Origin of the sequence: Nocardioides sp. Soil774 (assembly GCF_001428125.1) — a bacterium.
Classification (GTDB): Bacteria; Actinomycetota; Actinomycetes; order Propionibacteriales; family Nocardioidaceae; genus Nocardioides.
In genome coordinates this window covers 191,836-207,797 of record NZ_LMSM01000005.1, presented here as the reverse complement: position 1 = coordinate 207,797, position 15,962 = coordinate 191,836, and the positions used below count along the sequence as shown (strand labels likewise).

Here is a 15,962-nt window from a genome sequence, read left to right as displayed (position 1 = left end):
CGCAACTACGATCGCGCCCGTGCGTCTCGTCTCGGCTGTCCTCGGCTTCGCCCTGAAGAAGGTCGGGCTCTTCGCGGCCGTGGTGCTCACCCTGTTCCTCGGCGTGCTGCTGACGTCGGCCCTGGTCCCGGTGCTCCGTGAGGCCGAGGCGGAGCGGGACCGGCTCTCGGACGTGGCGCAGGAACGCGCGCGTCTGCAGGACGAGCTGACGGAGCTCGAGAGCACGTACTCAGAAGCCCAGAGCAAGGCCACTGAGTCCCTGACGGCCGAGATCGGCGCGGAGGTCGCCGACGGGCGACGCCGGATCTCCGACCAGGAGTCTGAGGTCGAGGGCCTGCAGGGAGATGTCTGCACCACGCTGGAGAGCGTGCCGGAGAAGCTGTCGCCGATCGGGCCGAACCCGTGCGAGGACGCGCAGAGGGCGCTGGAGGGGGCCGAGGAGGCGCTCGCCACGTTCCAGCGCAACGTCGCCGCGGCCGAGGCCGACGCAGCCGTCCTCGAGGACCCCAACCTCACCGACGAGCAGAAGCTCGAGCAGCTCGGCGAGGACGGCGGTCTCGCCCCCGAGAAGAGGGAGATCGACAACACAAGATCCGAGCTGGCCCAGACGACCGCCGAGGAGCAGGGACTGCGGGAGGCGCAGGATTCCTGGGCGGGACAGGTCGTCAACGTCTGGGCGCGGTCGTGGAGGTGGCTGGTGTGGACCGCTCTCCTCCTCGTGCTGATGCCCGGGGTCCTGCGGGTCGTCAGCTACTTCGTGCTGATGCCCCTGGTGAGGCGGGCGCACAACCCGATCCACCTGGCCGCGGACTCCGACCACGCGGGTGCCGCGCTCCGCTCCGGTGCCGCCGAGCGGACCCTGACGGTCCGGCTGGACGAGGGTGAGGTGCTGTCCGCCCGATCTGAGCACGTGCGTCCGGTCCAGGGAGCGGTCCGCAGCCGGCTCCTCTACGACTGGTCCTCGCCCTTCGTCAGCTTCGCAGCCGGGCTCTACGGACTGAGCCGGGTCACGGGGGACGGGGGCCACACCTCGGCGACGCTGGCCACCCCCGACGACCCCGACTCCTACCTCATGCGCATCGACTTCACCGATCACCCAGGACTGGTGATGCGTCCACGGCACGTCGTCGGCGTCATCGGCACACCGGACCTGCAGACGCGGTGGCGGTGGGGGATCCAGTCGCTGGCGACGTGGCAGGTGCGCTACATCCTGTTCGCCGGCACCGGCAGCCTGATCGTGCAGGGAAGCGGAGACGTCGCCGCGACCAACCCGCAGGGCCGGTCCACGAGGATGGAGCAGCACCTGGTGATGGGCTTCGACTCCCGCCTCGTCGTGGGCGTGAACCGGACGGAGGTGTTCTGGCCCTACCTGTGGGGCAGGACGCCACTCGTCGACGACGAGTTCACCGGCGCCCACCCGCTCTTCTGGCAGAAGTCCAGCGCCGACGGGCCCAGCAACCCGATCGCCAAGGTGTTCGACACCTTCTTCTCGGCGTTCGGCAAGGTGCTGGGCTTCTGAGGCCTGGAGGAGCAGGCGGGGCGACATGGCCACCTACGCCGTGAACACGGATGCCGTCGCGCACGCGGAGGTCGAGCTCGCCGCCCACGACCTGCTGCAGCGCCTCGACCAGATGGCCGGCATCGGCTGAGGTCAGCGACGGAGGCGGGCGAGGCCGGCCAGAGCCGCATCGCGGTCGGAGGTGTCGATGACCGTCCAGCCCTTCTCCGCCGCGAGCTGCAGCAGCTGCTCCCTGCCCTCGAGGACCAGTGCGTCGCCGCCGCGCTCCTCGATGATCCGCGCGACCACGGCGGTGACAGGGGTGACCGGACGCGCGTGCAGCCGCTGCAGCAGCACGTCGGGGGCCGCGTCCAGCACCACGCCGACGTACGTCGCTCCTGCCGCCGCCGCGGCGGCCTCGAACCGCTCGACCTGGGCGGGCGTGACGATGAGCTGGGGGAGCACCACGTCACGTCCGGTGCCGAGGTAGGCCGTGAGCAGGGCGAGGGCTGAGGCGCGCACGGCCTCGCCGGTGCCGATGAAGTCGTCCTCCCAGCCCGACACCCAGGACCTCAGCTCGTCGATGTCGCAGAGCAGCGTGCCGGGGTGTGCGGCGGCGTGCGCCCGGGCGAGCGTCGACTTGCCGACGCCGGAGGGACCGTTGAGGTGCAGGAGTGCCGGCACGACGGCACCGTAGCCCGGTGTGTTATCTTGACGTCAAGATATTGCGACGTCAGAACCCTGGGTCGCCCCTCCTTCCCGTCCCTCCACCTGCGACGGCAAGATGGACGCAGACCCGCGAACTCCCGAGGAGATGTGGCTGATGGCCAGTCAGGACAGCTTCGGTGCCAAGAGCACCCTGGACGTGGACGGACAGTCCTACGAGATCTACCGCCTCGACGCGGTGAAGGGTGAGGGCCTCGACGTCGAGAGCCTGCCCTTCTCGCTGAAGGTGCTGCTGGAGAACCTGCTCCGCACCGAGGACGGCGCGGACATCACCGCCGACCACATCAAGGCGATCGCCGGCTGGGACGCCAGCGCCGCTCCGGACCAGGAGATCCAGTTCACGCCGGCGCGCGTGATCATGCAGGACTTCACCGGCGTGCCCTGCGTCGTCGACCTCGCCACCATGCGCGAGGCGATGGCCGAGCTCGGCGGCGACGCCACCAAGATCAACCCGCTCGCCCCGGCCGAGATGGTCATCGACCACTCGGTGATCGCCGACGTCTTCGGCTCCGCCGACGCGTTCGAGCGCAACGTGGAGATCGAGTACGAGCGCAACCGCGAGCGCTACCAGTTCCTGCGCTGGGGCCAGGGCGCGTTCGACGACTTCAAGGTCGTCCCGCCGGGCACCGGCATCGTGCACCAGGTCAACATCGAGCACCTCGCGCGCGTCGTGATGGTGCGCGACGGCGTGGCCTACCCCGACACCTGCGTCGGCACCGACTCCCACACCACGATGGTCAACGGCATCGGCGTGGTCGGCTGGGGCGTCGGCGGCATCGAGGCCGAGGCGGCCATGCTCGGCCAGCCGGTCTCCATGCTGATCCCGCGCGTGGTCGGCTTCAAGCTCTCGGGCGAGCTGCCCGACGGCTCGACCGCCACCGACCTCGTGCTCACGATCACCGAGATGCTCCGCGAGCACGGCGTGGTCGGCAAGTTCGTCGAGTTCTACGGCGAGGGCGTCTCCGCGCTGCCGCTGGCCAACCGCGCCACGATCGGCAACATGAGCCCCGAGTTCGGCTCGACCATCGCGGTCTTCCCGATCGACGACCAGACCGTCGACTACCTGCGCCTCACCGGCCGCTCCGAGGAGCAGCTCGCGCTCGTCGAGGCCTACGCCAAGGAGCAGGGCCTGTGGCACGACCCGAGCGCGGAGCCGCGCTACAGCGAGCGCCTCGAGCTCGACGTCTCCACCGTCGTCCCCTCGCTCGCCGGGCCCAAGCGCCCGCAGGACCGCGTCGAGGTCTCCGCCGCGAAGGACTCCTTCCGCGCCGCGCTGGTCGACTACGTCGACGAGGGTGACACCGACCCCGACGACGCCGCCGAGGCGACCGGCTACGACGAGGCCGTCGAGGAGTCCTTCCCGGCCTCCGACTCGCCGAGCCACGAGGGCGGCAACGGCAAGCCCGTGCACGCCGACGCCCCGCACGGTGCCGGGCGCGCCAGCAAGCCGACGCGCATCTCGCTCGACGGCCAGGAGGTCGAGATCGACCACGGCGCCGTCGTGATCGCCGCGATCACCTCGTGCACCAACACCTCCAACCCGTCGGTGATGATCGGCGCGGCCCTGCTCGCCAAGAAGGCCGTCGAGAAGGGCCTGACCCGCAAGCCGTGGGTCAAGACCTCGCTCGCGCCGGGCTCCAAGGTGGTCTCGGACTACTACGACCGCTCCGGCCTGACGCCCTACCTCGACAAGCTCGGCTTCAACCTCGTCGGCTACGGATGCACCACCTGCATCGGCAACTCCGGCCCGCTCATCCCGGAGGTCTCCGCCGCCGTCAACGAGGCTGACCTCGCCGTCGTCTCGGTGCTCTCGGGCAACCGCAACTTCGAGGGCCGGATCAACCCGGACGTGAAGATGAACTACCTCGCGTCCCCGCCGCTGGTCGTGGCGTACGCCCTGGCTGGCTCGATGGACGTCGACCTGTTTGGCGACCCGCTCGGCCAGGACACCGACGGCAACGACGTCTACCTCAAGGACATCTGGCCGAGCCCGCAGGAGATCGAGACCACGATCGCCCAGGCCATCACGGCCGACATGTTCGGCTCGTCCTACGCCGACGTCTTCAAGGGCGACGAGCGCTGGCAGTCTCTGCCCACGCCGGAGGGCAACACCTTCGAGTGGGACCCCGAGTCCACCTACGTGCGCCGTCCTCCCTACTTCGACGGCATGCCGCAGGAGCCGGAGCCGGTCACCGACATCGCCGGCGCCCGGGTGCTGCTCAAGCTGGGCGACTCGGTCACGACCGACCACATCAGCCCGGCCGGCGCGATCAAGAAGGACAGCCCGGCCGGTCGCTACCTCGCCGAGCACGGCGTGGAGCAGCGTGACTTCAACTCCTACGGCTCGCGCCGCGGCAACCACGAGGTCATGATCCGCGGCACGTTCGCCAACATCCGCCTGCGCAACCAGCTCGCGCCGGGCACCGAGGGTGGCGTGACGCGTGACTTCACCGCCGGCGGCGAGGTCACGAGCGTCTACGAGGCGAGCGAGCACTACCAGGCCGCGGGCGCCCCGCTCGTCGTGCTGGCGGGCAAGGAGTACGGCTCGGGCTCGTCGCGCGACTGGGCAGCCAAGGGCACGGCGCTGCTCGGCGTGAAGGCGGTCATCGCGGAGTCCTACGAGCGCATCCACCGCTCGAACCTCATCGGCATGGGTGTCATCCCGCTGCAGTTCCCCGAGGGCGAGACGGCCGAGTCGCTGGGTCTCACCGGTGAGGAGGAGTTCTCCATCACCGGGATCGAGCAGCTCAACGACGGCACCACGCCCCGCACGGTGAAGGTCACGGCCGGAGACGTGGAGTTCGACGCCGTCGTGCGCATCGACACCCCCGGCGAGGCGAACTACTACCGCAACGGCGGGATCATGCAGTACGTCCTGCGCAACCTGCTGCGCGCGTGACCGATCCGGCAGAGGTGTGGCGCGGCCGCGTCCAGGACCACCTGGACGCGGCCGGCCGGCCGCCGCTCGGCCCGATGACGGGCTGGGAGGTCTTCCCCTTCGAGCGCGAAGGCCTGACGGCGAAGCCGATCGGCGCTCGGGTCGTGCCCGAGCCGTCCCGCGAGCGGACACCCGACGCCTGTGGCACCTGCAAGGCCCTCGCCCGCGAGGACGTCGTCCTCCACGTCGGACAACGGCTGGCGGTGATCCGTCCGGGCGGCACAAGCCTGCTGTTCGTGGCCAACGTGGTCGCCCGTGACCACGAACGCCTCGACGACCTCGACGAGACCGCCGACGAGGAGCTGGGCCGCCTCATCCGTCGCACCTACCGCGCCCTGCGCGCCCTCCCGGGGGTCGGCAACGTCCAGGTCAGCAAGTGGGAGAACGGCGGCGGGCACCTCTCGGTGAACGTCCTCGCGCGTCCCCTCGGCGTCCTGGAGCTGCGCGGGTCGAACCTGCCGGTCTGGGCCGACATGCTCCCGAACATCCCGCAGGCTGAGTACGACGCCCGCGCGGACGTCGTACGGGCCGCGCTCGCCTGAGACGGCTCCGGGACCGACCCGACGTTGGGCTGCCACTGCGCCGGTAGCCTGACGCCGTGAGCGACGCGACCCCGCCCGACGAGCTGGCGCCCGCGGTGGAGCAGCCGCCGGCAGCCGACGCTCCGCGCGAGGGTGGAGCCAAGCGCCTGCCGCTGGTGCTGGCGACCGTCGCGGCTGTCCTGGTGATGGGCGCCGCGCTGGCCGCGCCGCTGGTCGACCGGGTGATCCGCGGGGGCGAGACGGCGCAGCGTGTCCTCGACCTCAGCGCGGTGCGGACCTTTGACGTCCCGGACCGCTCCCACACGACGCTCGACGTGCTCTACCCGCAGTCGCCGCCGGTCGGCGGGTCCCACGCCCCGATCTGGCTCGACTGCGGCGTCTACGACGAGCCGGTGCGCGACGAGAACGCGGTGCACGACCTGGAGCACGGCGCGGTCTGGATCACCCACGACCCCGACCTGGCCGCCGACGACGTCGAGCAGCTCGCCGCCCAGCTGCCCGACAACGGGATCATGTCGCCGTATGCCGGGCTGGACGCGCCGGTGGTCGTGACCGTGTGGGGTGTGCAGCTCGGGCTGGACGGGCCCGACGACGAGCGGCTGGGACTCTTCCTCGAGGAGTACGGCGACGGGCACACGGCGCCGGAGTTCGGCGTCACTTGCCAGGGCGGCACCGACGACCCGCAGGGGGCGCTGCCCGAGCCGGGCGCCAACGCCTGAACGGGCGTGGCGCGCTAGGTTCGCAGGCATGCTGGTTGCCTTCTCGATCTCTCCCGTCGCCCACGACCCGAGCGGGTCCGTCACCGAGGCGGTCGCTGCCGCCGTACGCGTGGTCCGCGAGTCCGGGCTGCCCCACGAGACCAACGCGATGTTCACCAACATCGAGGGGGAGTGGGACGAGGTGATGGCCGTGGTGAAGCGGGCCGTGGACGTCGTCGCCGAGGTGTCGCCCCGCGTCGGTCTCGTGCTCAAGGCCGACATCCGGCCCGGGCACGTCGGGCAGATGAGCGCCAAGGTCGAGCGCATCGAGCAGGCGCTGCGCGATGGAGAGTGAGACCCGCACCTACCGCACCGGCGGCGACCAGGTCGTGCTCGACCTGACCCGCGACGCCGCGGACTTCGTGTCCGGACGCGGCGACGGGCTGCTGCAGGTCTTCGTGCCGCACGCCACCGCGGGTCTGGCGATCATCGAGACCGGCGCCGGCTCCGACGACGACCTGCTCGCGGCGCTCGGCGACCTGCTGCCCGCCGACGACCGCTGGCGGCACCGCCACGGCTCACCGGGGCACGGTCGCTCGCACGTGATGCCGGCGGTCGTGCCGCCCCACTGCACCGTGCCCGTGCTCGGGGGCCGGCTCGCCCTCGGCACCTGGCAGAGCATCTGCCTGGTGGACCTCAATGTCGACAACGACGAGCGCGAGGTGCGCTGGTCCTTCCTGGCCGGCTGAGGAGGTCGCATGTCGGACTGGGCGGCGCCGACGGCGGCGGAGCGCGCCGTGACCTTGCCCGGCGACGAGCTCGTCGCCGCCGACGTCGTCATGGACCGTGCCTTCGACCTCGACGCAGCGCCGGGGGAGGTCTGGCCGTGGCTGGTGCAGCTCGGCAAGCGCCGGGCGGGGTGGTACCTCCCGGCCCGGATCGAGCGTCTGGTGCCTCCGGGGCGGCGGGCGCTCCGTCACCTCGAGCCGCGGCTCCTCGAGTACGAGGTCGGCGACGTCGTCCCTGACTGGGGCGGAGCGGACGCGACGTTCACGCTCGCCGCGATCGACGCGCCGCGCACGTTGCTCTACACCTCGACGCGGGGCAGCACGGACCTCACCTGGTGCCTGCGCCTCCTGCCCGTCGGGGCCGGCGGCACCCGCGTGCACCTGCGGTTGCGGATGGCGCCGGTGCGGCACCGGCGTCTCGCGATGTCGCTCGGCGGCCTGGTGGACGCGATGACCGTGGTCGGGCTCGCCGCGGGCCTGCGCGAGCGCATCGGTCGCTAGCGTGGCGCCGGTGAGCACTCCTGGGCCCCGCGTGGAGATCCGCCCCGCCGAGCCGGAGGACGCCGACGACGTGCTGGGTGTCATCCGCGCCGCGTTCGGCGCCGAGGCGGCCGCCCACGGCGACCGGGTCGCCGATCTGTGGGCCGACGTGCGGGCTGGCGAGCACCTGCTGGCCGAGCGGGTCGCGCTGGTCGAGGGTCGCGTCGTCGGCCACGTCGGGGTGAGCCGCTGCTGGGTCGACGCACGGCGCGAGCTGGCGTCGGCGTGCATGCTCTCGCCGCTCAGCACGGCCCCGCAGCACCAGCGGAGCGGGATCGGGACCGCCCTCGTCGCGGCGGCCGTCGAGGCCGCTCGCGGGCTGGGCCTTCCGCTGCTCTTCCTGGAGGGAAGCCCTGCGTTCTACGGCAGCCGCGGCTTCGAGCCCGCGTCGACCCACGGCTTCGAGGCACCGTCGCGGCGCGTGCCGGCGCCCGCCTTCCAGGTCGTCGTGCTCAGCGACCGGCCCGACTGGCTGACCGGGCGGGTGGTCTATCCCGAGGTCTGGTGGCGCCACGACTCCACCGGCCTGCGCGACCCCGACCTGGCCGCCGTGGAGATCGCGCTCGGCCTGACCTGAGGCCACGTGTCGAACACATGTTCGATACACTGACGGGATGTTCCCGGCACCGCGCCCCCCGCAACGGGCGACGCCACCGCCCGGCCACCGCGGGGTCGCCCCGCCCGGGTGGCCGCGGCAGGTCCGGCCGCCGGACGCGCCCGACTGGGAGGCGACCGCCGCCAGCTGGCTCCTCGACCTGTGCCCGCCCGACTACCGCCGCTTCCCCGGTCTGCGCCGTCACGTGGTGGTCCTGGCCCGCTTCGCGGTGCTCCACGTCGAGGCGCAGCAGCTCGCCACGCGCCGCGGGCTGAGCGAGATCCGTGGCGACCTCAAGGACGTGGCCGACGAGGCCGTCGTCCTGGCGGCGGTGCAGACCTTCCAGCTCGAGGACGCCCGCCTGCTCGCCGTACGCCGCGAGGTCGGGCTGGTCGAGGACGCTCTGCGCGGGCGTCGCTACCGGGTGCGGATGTGAGGGCTGACTAGGGTCGGCGGATGTCCCCAACCGACGTCCGCACCGACTTCGTCCAGGTGACCCTCGTCGACCCGCGCGGGCGGGTGCTCATGCAGGAGCGTGACGAGCACGCGCCGGCGTGGCCCGACCTGTGGTGCTTCCCCGGCGGCGGCCTCGAGGGCGACGAGCGGCCCGTCGAGGGTGCGGTGCGTGAGCTCGCCGAGGAGACCGGGGTGGTCGTCGCGCCGGACGACCTCACCGACCTGGGCCGGTTCGAGCTCGTCACCTAGGACCGCGGCACCTTCTGGTTCCACGCCTTCGTCGCGCGTACGACGCTCAGCGACCGCGACGTCGAGTGCCACGAGGGCCGGCAGATGGTGTTCGTCGACCCGGCCGCGCTGCCCGACCTCGCGCTGGTGCCGTCGACCGCGCTCGTCGAGCCGCACCTGAGTGCGTGGACGGCCGCGCACCCGTTCGACCCGGGCCCCGACCCGCTGCGCTTCGCCAGCGTCGTCCTGGTCGACCCGCGCGGCTGGATCCTGCTGCAGGAGCGCGACGAGCACCCGCGCATCGACCCCGAGAAGTGGGGCCTGGCGGGCGGGCACGTCGACCCGGGCGAGGACTTCGTGTCCGCCGCGCACCGCGAGCTGGAGGAGGAGACCGGCGTGCGGCTCCCACGAGGCGCGCTGCACCTCTTCGAGGAGTTCGTCGTCGACCACCGCGACGCCAACGGCACGTGGGACCTGGCGCAGGTGTTCGTGGCGGCGACCGAGCTCACCGACGCCGACATCGACTGCCGCGAGGGCCGGCAGATCGTCTTCGTCGACCCCCACGTCGCCCGAGGTCTCGACCTGACCTCGGCGGCGACCGACATCGTGCCGGCCTTCCTCGACAGCCCGCTCTACGCCAGCATGGCGCCATGACCGACTCGCGCCAGGCCCTCACCGTCCACCCAGTCCCGGCGATGGGCGCCGAGGACGTCGTCGTCGCTGCGGACGGCACCGTCTTCACCGGCACCGAGGACGGCGCGCTCTGGGCGCTCGATCCCGCGACCGGCAGCACGCGCCGGGTCGCCGACACCGGCGGCCGTCCCCTGGGCATCGAGCTGCTGGGCGACGGGCATCTGCTCGTCTGCGACGCCGAGCGCGGCCTGCTCGACGTCGACCCGGCCACCGGCGCCGTGGAGGTCCTGCTCGACCGCCTCGACGGCCGGGCGATGAGGTTCTGCAACAACGCCGCGGTCGCGAACGACGGGACGATCTGGTTCAGCGACTCCTCGCTGCACTACGGCGTGCAGCAGTGGAAGGACGACTTCGTCCAGGACACGCGCACCGGCCGTCTCGTGAGGCGCGACCCGGACGGCACGGTCACGGTGGTGCTGGAGGGCCTCGCCTTCGCCAACGGCGTGGCCCTGGCCGCGGACGAGTCGTTCGTCTGCGTGGCCGAGACGCGTGGACGCAGCGTCGTACGCCTCTGGCTCACCGGGGCGCGGGCGGGGGAGCGCGACCACCTCGTGACCGACCTGCCGGGCTATCCCGACAACATCAGCCGTGGCAGCGACGGACTCGTGTGGGTCACGATCGCCAGCCCGGTCGACCCGCTGGTCGAGCGCCTCGGGTCGGCCCCGATGGTGCTGCGCCGGGCGGTCACCCGCATCCCCGAGGCGCTCCAGCCCAAGCCGAAGCGCACGATCCGCGTGCAGGCCTACGACGACGACGGTCGTCTCGTCCACGACGTCGACCTCGCGGACCCCGGCTACCACATGGTCACCGGCGTGCGGGAGCACGACGGCCGGGTGTGGCTGGGCAGCCTGCACGAGCCGTCGGTGGCCGTGGTTGACCTGGCATGAAATAGACTCAGGCCCCATGGCACTCCTCGACTCGATCGGCTCCCCGCGCGACCTCCGCGGACTCTCGGCGGAGCAGCTCGACGAGCTCGCCGCCGAGATCCGTGACGTGATGATCCGCACGGTGGCGACCAACTCAGGGCACCTGGGTCCCAACCTCGGTGTCGTCGAGCTCACGCTGGCCATCCACCGGGTCTTCGACTCCCCGCGCGACCGCGTCGTCTTCGACACCGGCCACCAGTCCTACGTCCACAAGCTCGTCACCGGGCGGCACGCCGAGTTCTCCACCCTGCGCAAGGAGGGCGGTCTCAGCGGCTACCCCAGCCAGGCCGAGTCCGAGCACGACATCGTGGAGAACTCCCACGCCTCCACCTCGCTGTCCTACGCCGACGGCCTCGCCAAGGCCTACGCCATCAAGGGCGAGGACCGCCACGTCGTCGCCGTGATCGGCGACGGTGCGCTCACCGGGGGCATGGCCTGGGAGGCGCTCAACAACATCGCGATCGCGCGCTCGAGCCGGCTCGTGATCGTGGTCAACGACAACGAGCGCTCCTACACCCCGACCATCGGTGGGCTGGCGACCGCGCTCACCACGCTGCGCACCAACCCGCGCTACGAGCAGGTGCTCGACCTGGTGAAGAAGCGGCTCAACCAGGTGCCCGGCGTCGGGCACGCCGCCTACGACGCGCTGCACGCGGTCAAGAAGGGCATGAAGGACGCGCTCGCCCCGCAGGGCCTGTTCGAGGACCTCGGCCTGAAGTACGTCGGCCCGGTCGACGGCCACGACCGCGCCGCGATGGAGCAGGCGCTGACCAAGGCCAAGCGCTTCGGCGGACCGGTGATCGTGCACGCCCTCACCCGCAAGGGACAGGGCTACGACCCGGCCCTGCGCCACGAGGCCGACCAGTTCCACGCGCCCGGCCCGTTCGACGTGCAGACCGGGGCGGAGAAGCCCAAGGGCAAGATCTGGACCGACCACTTCTCCGAGGCGATCGTCGAGCTGGGTGAGCGCCGCGAGGACGTCGTCGCGATCACCGCCGCGATGATGCACCCGGTCGGCCTCGACGTCTTCGCGCAGAAGTTCCCCGAGCGCACCTTCGACGTCGGCATCGCCGAGCAGCACGCCGTCACCTCGGCCGCCGGCCTCGCGATGGGCGGGATGCACCCGGTCTTCGCGGTCTACGCCACCTTCCTCAACCGCGCCTTCGACCAGGTGCTGATGGACGTCGCGCTGCACAGGTGCGGGGTGACGTTCGTGCTCGACCGCTCCGGGGTCACCGGCGACGACGGTGCCAGCCACAACGGCATGTGGGACATGTCGATCCTCCAGGTCGTGCCCGGCCTGAGGCTCGCCGCCCCGCGCGACGTCACGAGGCTCCACGAGCTGCTCGACGAGGCCGTCGAGGTCGACGACGCGCCCACCGTCGTACGTTTCCCCAAGGGCCCGCCGCCCGCCGACGTCCCCGCGATCGGTCGCGCCGGCGGCACCGACGTGCTGGTCCGCGAGGGCGCCCAGGACGTCCTCATCGTGGCCGTCGGGTCGATGGCGACCACGGCGGTCGAGGTCGCCTCGCGCCTGACCGCGCAGGGCATCGGCGTCACCGTGGTGGACCCGCGCTGGGTCAAGCCGGTCGACCCGGCGATCATCGAGCTGGCCCGCGAGCACCGCCTCGTGGTCAGCGTCGAGGACAACGGCCGGGTCGGCGGGTGCGGCGCGGTGCTGCTCCAGACCCTCAACGACGCCGACGTCCACACGCCGTTCCACCTCCACGGCGTCCCGCAGGAGTTCCTCGACCACGCCAAGCGCGACGCCATCCTGGCTCGCATCGGGCTCGATGCGCAGACGATCGCACGCGACGTCGTCGAGGCCGTCACGGCGCTGGACGGCGACGACCCGGTCGAGGTCGCCCGGGTGGCCGGCCACCCCTGAGGCGTCGGGTGACTCGCGGGTAGACGCCCGCGCGGCTAGGTTGCCGCCATGAGCCTGTTCCGCACCAAGTCAGTCGAGCAGTCCATCGCGGAGACCGAGGAGCCGGAGCACCGGCTGAAGAAGAACCTCGGCGCCCTCGACCTCACGGTCTTCGGCGTGGGCGTCATCATCGGCGCCGGCATCTTCGTCTACACCGGCCTGGTCGCTGCGACCAACGCCGGGCCCGCCATCGCGATCTCGTTCCTGATCGCCGGCCTGGCGTGCGCGCTCGCCGCGCTCTGCTACGCCGAGTTCGCCTCGACGGTGCCGGTCGCGGGGAGCGCCTACACGTTCTCCTACGCCACCTTCGGCGAGCTCGTCGCCTGGATCATCGGCTGGGACCTGGTCCTCGAGTTCACCGTCGGTGCCTCCGCGCTCGCTGCGGGCTTCTCCGGCTACCTCCAGAACGTCTTGGAGGGGACGCCGCTCGAGATCCCTGCCTCGCTGGCCTCGGCCGGTGACGGCATCGTCAACCTCCCGGCCGTCGTCATCTCGCTCCTCGTGGCCGGCGTGCTGATCGGCGGCATCAAGCTCTCCAGCCGGATCAACCAGGTCATCGTCGCGATCAAGCTGGTCGTCGTCGCCCTCGTCATCGTGATGGGTGTCGGCTACATCAAGACGGCCAACTACACGCCGTTCATCCCGCCAAGCCAGCCCACCAGCGGAGCCGACGGCGGCTTCTGGCAGTCGCCCCTCATCACCTCGCTCTTCGGCCTCGAGCCGGCCGTCTTCGGCATCGGCGGTGTCGTGGCGGGCGCGGCGATCGTGTTCTTCGCCTTCATCGGCTTCGACGTGGTGGCCACCACCGCGGAGGAGACCAGGAACCCGCAGCGCGACGTGCCGATCGGCATCCTCGGCTCGCTCGCCATCGTCACCGTGCTCTACATCGCGGTCTGCCTGGTCATCACCGGCATGCAGTCCTACACCGACATCGACCCCGACGACGCCGCACCGCTGGCGACCGCCTTCGACAAGGTCGGGGTGCAGTGGATCGGCAACGTGATCTCGGTCGGCGCGACCATCGGGCTCACCGTCGTGGTGCTGATCCTGATGATGGGCCAGACCCGGGTCGCGTTCGCGATGGCCCGCGACGGCCTGCTGCCCACCTCCCTGGCCAAGGTGCACCCGACCCTCGGCACGCCGTACCGCCTCACCGCGATCACGGGCGTCGGCGTGGCCCTGCTCTCCGGCTTCGTCGACTTCGCCACCCTCGGCGACCTCGTCAGCATCGGCACGCTCTTCGCGTTCATGCTGGTCAGCGTGGGCGTGCTGGTCCTGCGCCGTACGCGCCCCGAGCTGCCCCGCGCGTTCCGTACGCCCGCAGTGTGGGTGGTCGCGACGGCCTCGGTGGTGCTGTGCTTCTACCTGATGCTCAACCTCATCGGCGAGACCTGGGTCCGGTTCCTGGTGTGGATGGTCATCGGCCTCGTCGTGTACTTCGCCTACGGCCGCTCGCACAGCCGCCTCGGTCGCGGGGAGTACGACAAGCACACGCGTCCCGCCGACGCGGGCTGAGCGACGTACGCCCTCTCGAGCGGTGCGTGAGGCGGGTCCTGACGTGCCAGAACCCGCCTCACGCACCGCTGCAGCGAGCCGTACGCCGACCGCCGCGCCTCATCGGTCGAAGTGGATGCCCACGGGCAGCTGGAAGGCTGTCGGGAGCGGCTGCGCGTCGGTGCACGCGCCGTCGGCGACGGTGCACGCCACCAGGAAGGGGTGGTCCACGGCGTCGGTGCGGGCTCCGGTGAAGGCCAGCACCGCGACCGTGTCGTCGTCGACCCACTGGAACGGCAGCGACCAGCCGAAGCCCGTGTCGAGGGTGAGCCGCTCGCCGGTGGTGGTGTCGAGCAGGACACCCACGTCGTCGCTCTCCGCCACCACGTGGGCACCGTCCGCCGAGAGGTTGGCGAAGCTGTCGACCGTGACGGCCAGGTTGCGCCCGCCGCCCTCGACGCGGGCGTCGCCGTCGCCCGTGGCGCGCAGCAGCACGCCGCCCTCGGCATCGATGACCACGCGCGCGGCGTCGCGGTCGACGACGTCCACGCGGCCCGCCGTCGTGTCCCACGCGACGACGCCGCGGGCGTCGAGGCCGTAGACGACGGACCCGTCGATGGCCGTGACCTGGCTCCGCGTCGGGTCGGAGCGGTAGGGCCCGGCGCCGTCCGACGTCAGCTCGCCGGTCGTCGTGTCGAGCGCTTGCCACGCGCCGTCGGCGCCGAGCCAGGCCACGAGCGTGCCGTCGGAGAAGAGCTCCTGCTTGTCCTGGGGGACGGCGGCCGAGCGTCCCACGACGTCCAGTGCGTCGCCGCTCCACAGCCTGACCCGGCGCTCGGCGTCGGTGAAGGCGATGTCGTCGCCGACCCACACCCAGGCACGGACGTCGACGCCGAGGTCGGTGTCGGGCCGACCGACGCGGTGCAGCGTGCTGCCCGAGATCCAGGCGAGGGGGCTCGGCACGGCCGTGGTGCCGTCGGCAGCGAGGTCGCGCGCCGGCGCCGGCCCCTCGCCTCCGAGCGCCGGCAGCACGAGGACGGTGAGGGCAGCCGCCGTCGCGGCGCCGCCCACCAGCGCCGTACGACGTCGCCGCACGCGCCGCTCGCCGGTGCGGGTGATCGCAGTGAGGTCGAGGTAGGGGGCGTCGAGGTGGTCGGCGCGCTCGCGCATGAGGTCGGTCAGCAGCCCGGTCATCGGGTCACCTCCAGCAGGTGCAGGGGCAGGTCGGCCTCGTCGGCGCGCTCGCCCAGGTGGTCGCGGAGCTTGCGGAGCCCGGCGGAGACCTGGCTCTTGACGGTGCCGGGCGCGCAGCCGAGCACCTCGGCGGTGCGGGCCTCGGAGAGGTCCTCGTAGAAGCGGAGGACGATGGCCGCCCGCTGTCGCGGCGGCAGCGCCTGTAGCGCCTCCCACAGCACCTCACGGATGGTCAGGTCGTCGACGTGGTCGGCGTGCTCGCGCTCGGGGAAGGCGGCCGTGGGGCGCTCGCCCCAGCTGCGGCGGCGGTACCACGTGATCGCGGTGGTGGTGATCGCCTTGCGCGTGTAGGCCTCGGCCTTGCCGGGGTCGCGCAGCCGCGGCCACGCGACGTACGTCTTGGTGAGCGCCTCCTGCAGGAGGTCCTGGGCCAGCCCGCGTTCGCCGACCATGAGGTACGCCGTCCGGTGCAGCGCCGCGGACCGCGCGGCCACGAACTCGGCGAAGGCCGCCGGGTCGCGTCGGGTCATGCGTGGCTCCTCGTGGGTGGGAGTGGGTCACCCCTACCGACGATCCCACCACGCACATCGGTTCGTCGGACGCGCGAAACGCCCCGCCGGGCGGTGCGTGAGGCGGGTTCTGCAGGCCAGAAACCCGCCTCACACACCGCCACGTCGGGCGTACGACAACGGGCGGTGCGTGAGGCGGCTTCCGGAGCC

The 15,962-nt window shown here is 72.0% G+C and carries 17 protein-coding genes; 14 read left to right on the top strand and 3 right to left on the bottom strand.

The features are described 5' to 3' along the window. Positions 1–19: 19 nt before the first annotated feature. Positions 20–1,519, top strand: a complete 1,500-nt coding sequence (locus ASG76_RS03895) for a hypothetical protein (RefSeq protein WP_056600374.1) — start codon at positions 20–22, stop codon at positions 1,517–1,519. A 132-nt stretch (positions 1,520–1,651) separates the two neighbouring features. On the opposite strand, the gene ASG76_RS03890 is transcribed toward ASG76_RS03895, so the two are convergent. Beyond that, positions 1,652–2,182, bottom strand: coding sequence for an AAA family ATPase (locus ASG76_RS03890; RefSeq protein ID WP_056600371.1), 531 nt, complete (start codon positions 2,180–2,182; stop codon positions 1,652–1,654). A 139-nt stretch (positions 2,183–2,321) separates the two neighbouring features. Between ASG76_RS03890 and ASG76_RS03885 the strand changes: the two genes are divergently transcribed. The 13 genes from ASG76_RS03885 to ASG76_RS03825 all read left to right on the top strand — a co-directional run bounded on the left by ASG76_RS03885 (position 2,322) and on the right by ASG76_RS03825 (position 14,070). Next, the gene (locus tag ASG76_RS03885; protein WP_056601000.1) at positions 2,322–5,123 is read left to right on the top strand and encodes an aconitate hydratase; all 2,802 of its coding nucleotides are present in this window, start codon (positions 2,322–2,324) and stop codon (positions 5,121–5,123) included. Then, the gene (locus ASG76_RS03880; protein ID WP_056600369.1) at positions 5,120–5,704 is read left to right on the top strand and encodes a hypothetical protein; all 585 of its coding nucleotides are present in this window, start codon (positions 5,120–5,122) and stop codon (positions 5,702–5,704) included. Before ASG76_RS03885 ends, ASG76_RS03880 begins: the two co-directional genes overlap by 4 nt. A gap of 56 nt (positions 5,705–5,760) precedes the next feature. After that, complete coding sequence (locus ASG76_RS03875) at positions 5,761–6,423, top strand: DUF3105 domain-containing protein (protein WP_056600365.1); 663 nt, start codon at positions 5,761–5,763, stop codon at positions 6,421–6,423. A 28-nt stretch (positions 6,424–6,451) separates the two neighbouring features. Beyond that, positions 6,452–6,757 (top strand): MTH1187 family thiamine-binding protein, encoded by a 306-nt coding sequence (locus ASG76_RS03870; RefSeq protein WP_056600363.1) that lies wholly within the window; start codon positions 6,452–6,454, stop codon positions 6,755–6,757. Then, the gene (locus ASG76_RS03865; RefSeq protein WP_056600359.1) at positions 6,747–7,151 is read left to right on the top strand and encodes a YjbQ family protein; all 405 of its coding nucleotides are present in this window, start codon (positions 6,747–6,749) and stop codon (positions 7,149–7,151) included. The genes ASG76_RS03870 and ASG76_RS03865 overlap by 11 nt, the downstream gene beginning before the upstream one ends. 9 nt (positions 7,152–7,160) lie before the next feature. After that, positions 7,161–7,691: a hypothetical protein gene (locus ASG76_RS03860; protein ID WP_056600356.1), complete on the top strand. Its 531-nt coding sequence runs from the start codon at positions 7,161–7,163 to the stop codon at positions 7,689–7,691. 10 nt (positions 7,692–7,701) lie between these two features. Beyond that, complete coding sequence (locus ASG76_RS03855; protein ID WP_082587286.1) at positions 7,702–8,307, top strand: GNAT family N-acetyltransferase; 606 nt, start codon at positions 7,702–7,704, stop codon at positions 8,305–8,307. 37 nt (positions 8,308–8,344) lie between these two features. After that, the gene (locus ASG76_RS03850) at positions 8,345–8,761 is read left to right on the top strand and encodes a hypothetical protein (RefSeq protein ID WP_200948054.1); all 417 of its coding nucleotides are present in this window, start codon (positions 8,345–8,347) and stop codon (positions 8,759–8,761) included. Positions 8,762–8,781: 20 nt separating this feature from the next. Next, positions 8,782–9,030: an NUDIX domain-containing protein gene (locus ASG76_RS03845; protein ID WP_056600350.1), complete on the top strand. Its 249-nt coding sequence runs from the start codon at positions 8,782–8,784 to the stop codon at positions 9,028–9,030. Between the two features lie 84 nt (positions 9,031–9,114). Continuing rightward, positions 9,115–9,663: an NUDIX domain-containing protein gene (locus ASG76_RS03840; RefSeq protein WP_082587233.1), complete on the top strand. Its 549-nt coding sequence runs from the start codon at positions 9,115–9,117 to the stop codon at positions 9,661–9,663. Further along, positions 9,660–10,589, top strand: coding sequence for an SMP-30/gluconolactonase/LRE family protein (locus tag ASG76_RS03835; protein ID WP_056600346.1), 930 nt, complete (start codon positions 9,660–9,662; stop codon positions 10,587–10,589). Before ASG76_RS03840 ends, ASG76_RS03835 begins: the two co-directional genes overlap by 4 nt. A 16-nt stretch (positions 10,590–10,605) precedes the next feature. Further along, positions 10,606–12,516, top strand: a complete 1,911-nt coding sequence (gene dxs / locus ASG76_RS03830) for a 1-deoxy-D-xylulose-5-phosphate synthase (RefSeq protein ID WP_056600343.1) — start codon at positions 10,606–10,608, stop codon at positions 12,514–12,516. 48 nt (positions 12,517–12,564) lie between these two features. Continuing rightward, entirely contained in the window at positions 12,565–14,070 is a 1,506-nt protein-coding gene (locus ASG76_RS03825; protein WP_056600340.1) for an amino acid permease, read from the top strand. A 99-nt stretch (positions 14,071–14,169) separates the two neighbouring features. On the opposite strand, the gene ASG76_RS03820 is transcribed toward ASG76_RS03825, so the two are convergent. Together ASG76_RS03820 and ASG76_RS03815 are read right to left on the bottom strand one after the other, a co-directional pair. Then, on the bottom strand, positions 14,170–15,243 hold the full coding sequence (locus tag ASG76_RS03820; RefSeq protein WP_056600337.1) for a hypothetical protein: 1,074 nt from the start codon (positions 15,241–15,243) through the stop codon (positions 14,170–14,172). Continuing rightward, complete coding sequence (locus ASG76_RS03815) at positions 15,240–15,773, bottom strand: SigE family RNA polymerase sigma factor (protein WP_056600334.1); 534 nt, start codon at positions 15,771–15,773, stop codon at positions 15,240–15,242. Before ASG76_RS03815 ends, ASG76_RS03820 begins: the two co-directional genes overlap by 4 nt. Positions 15,774–15,962: the final 189 nt, after the last annotated feature.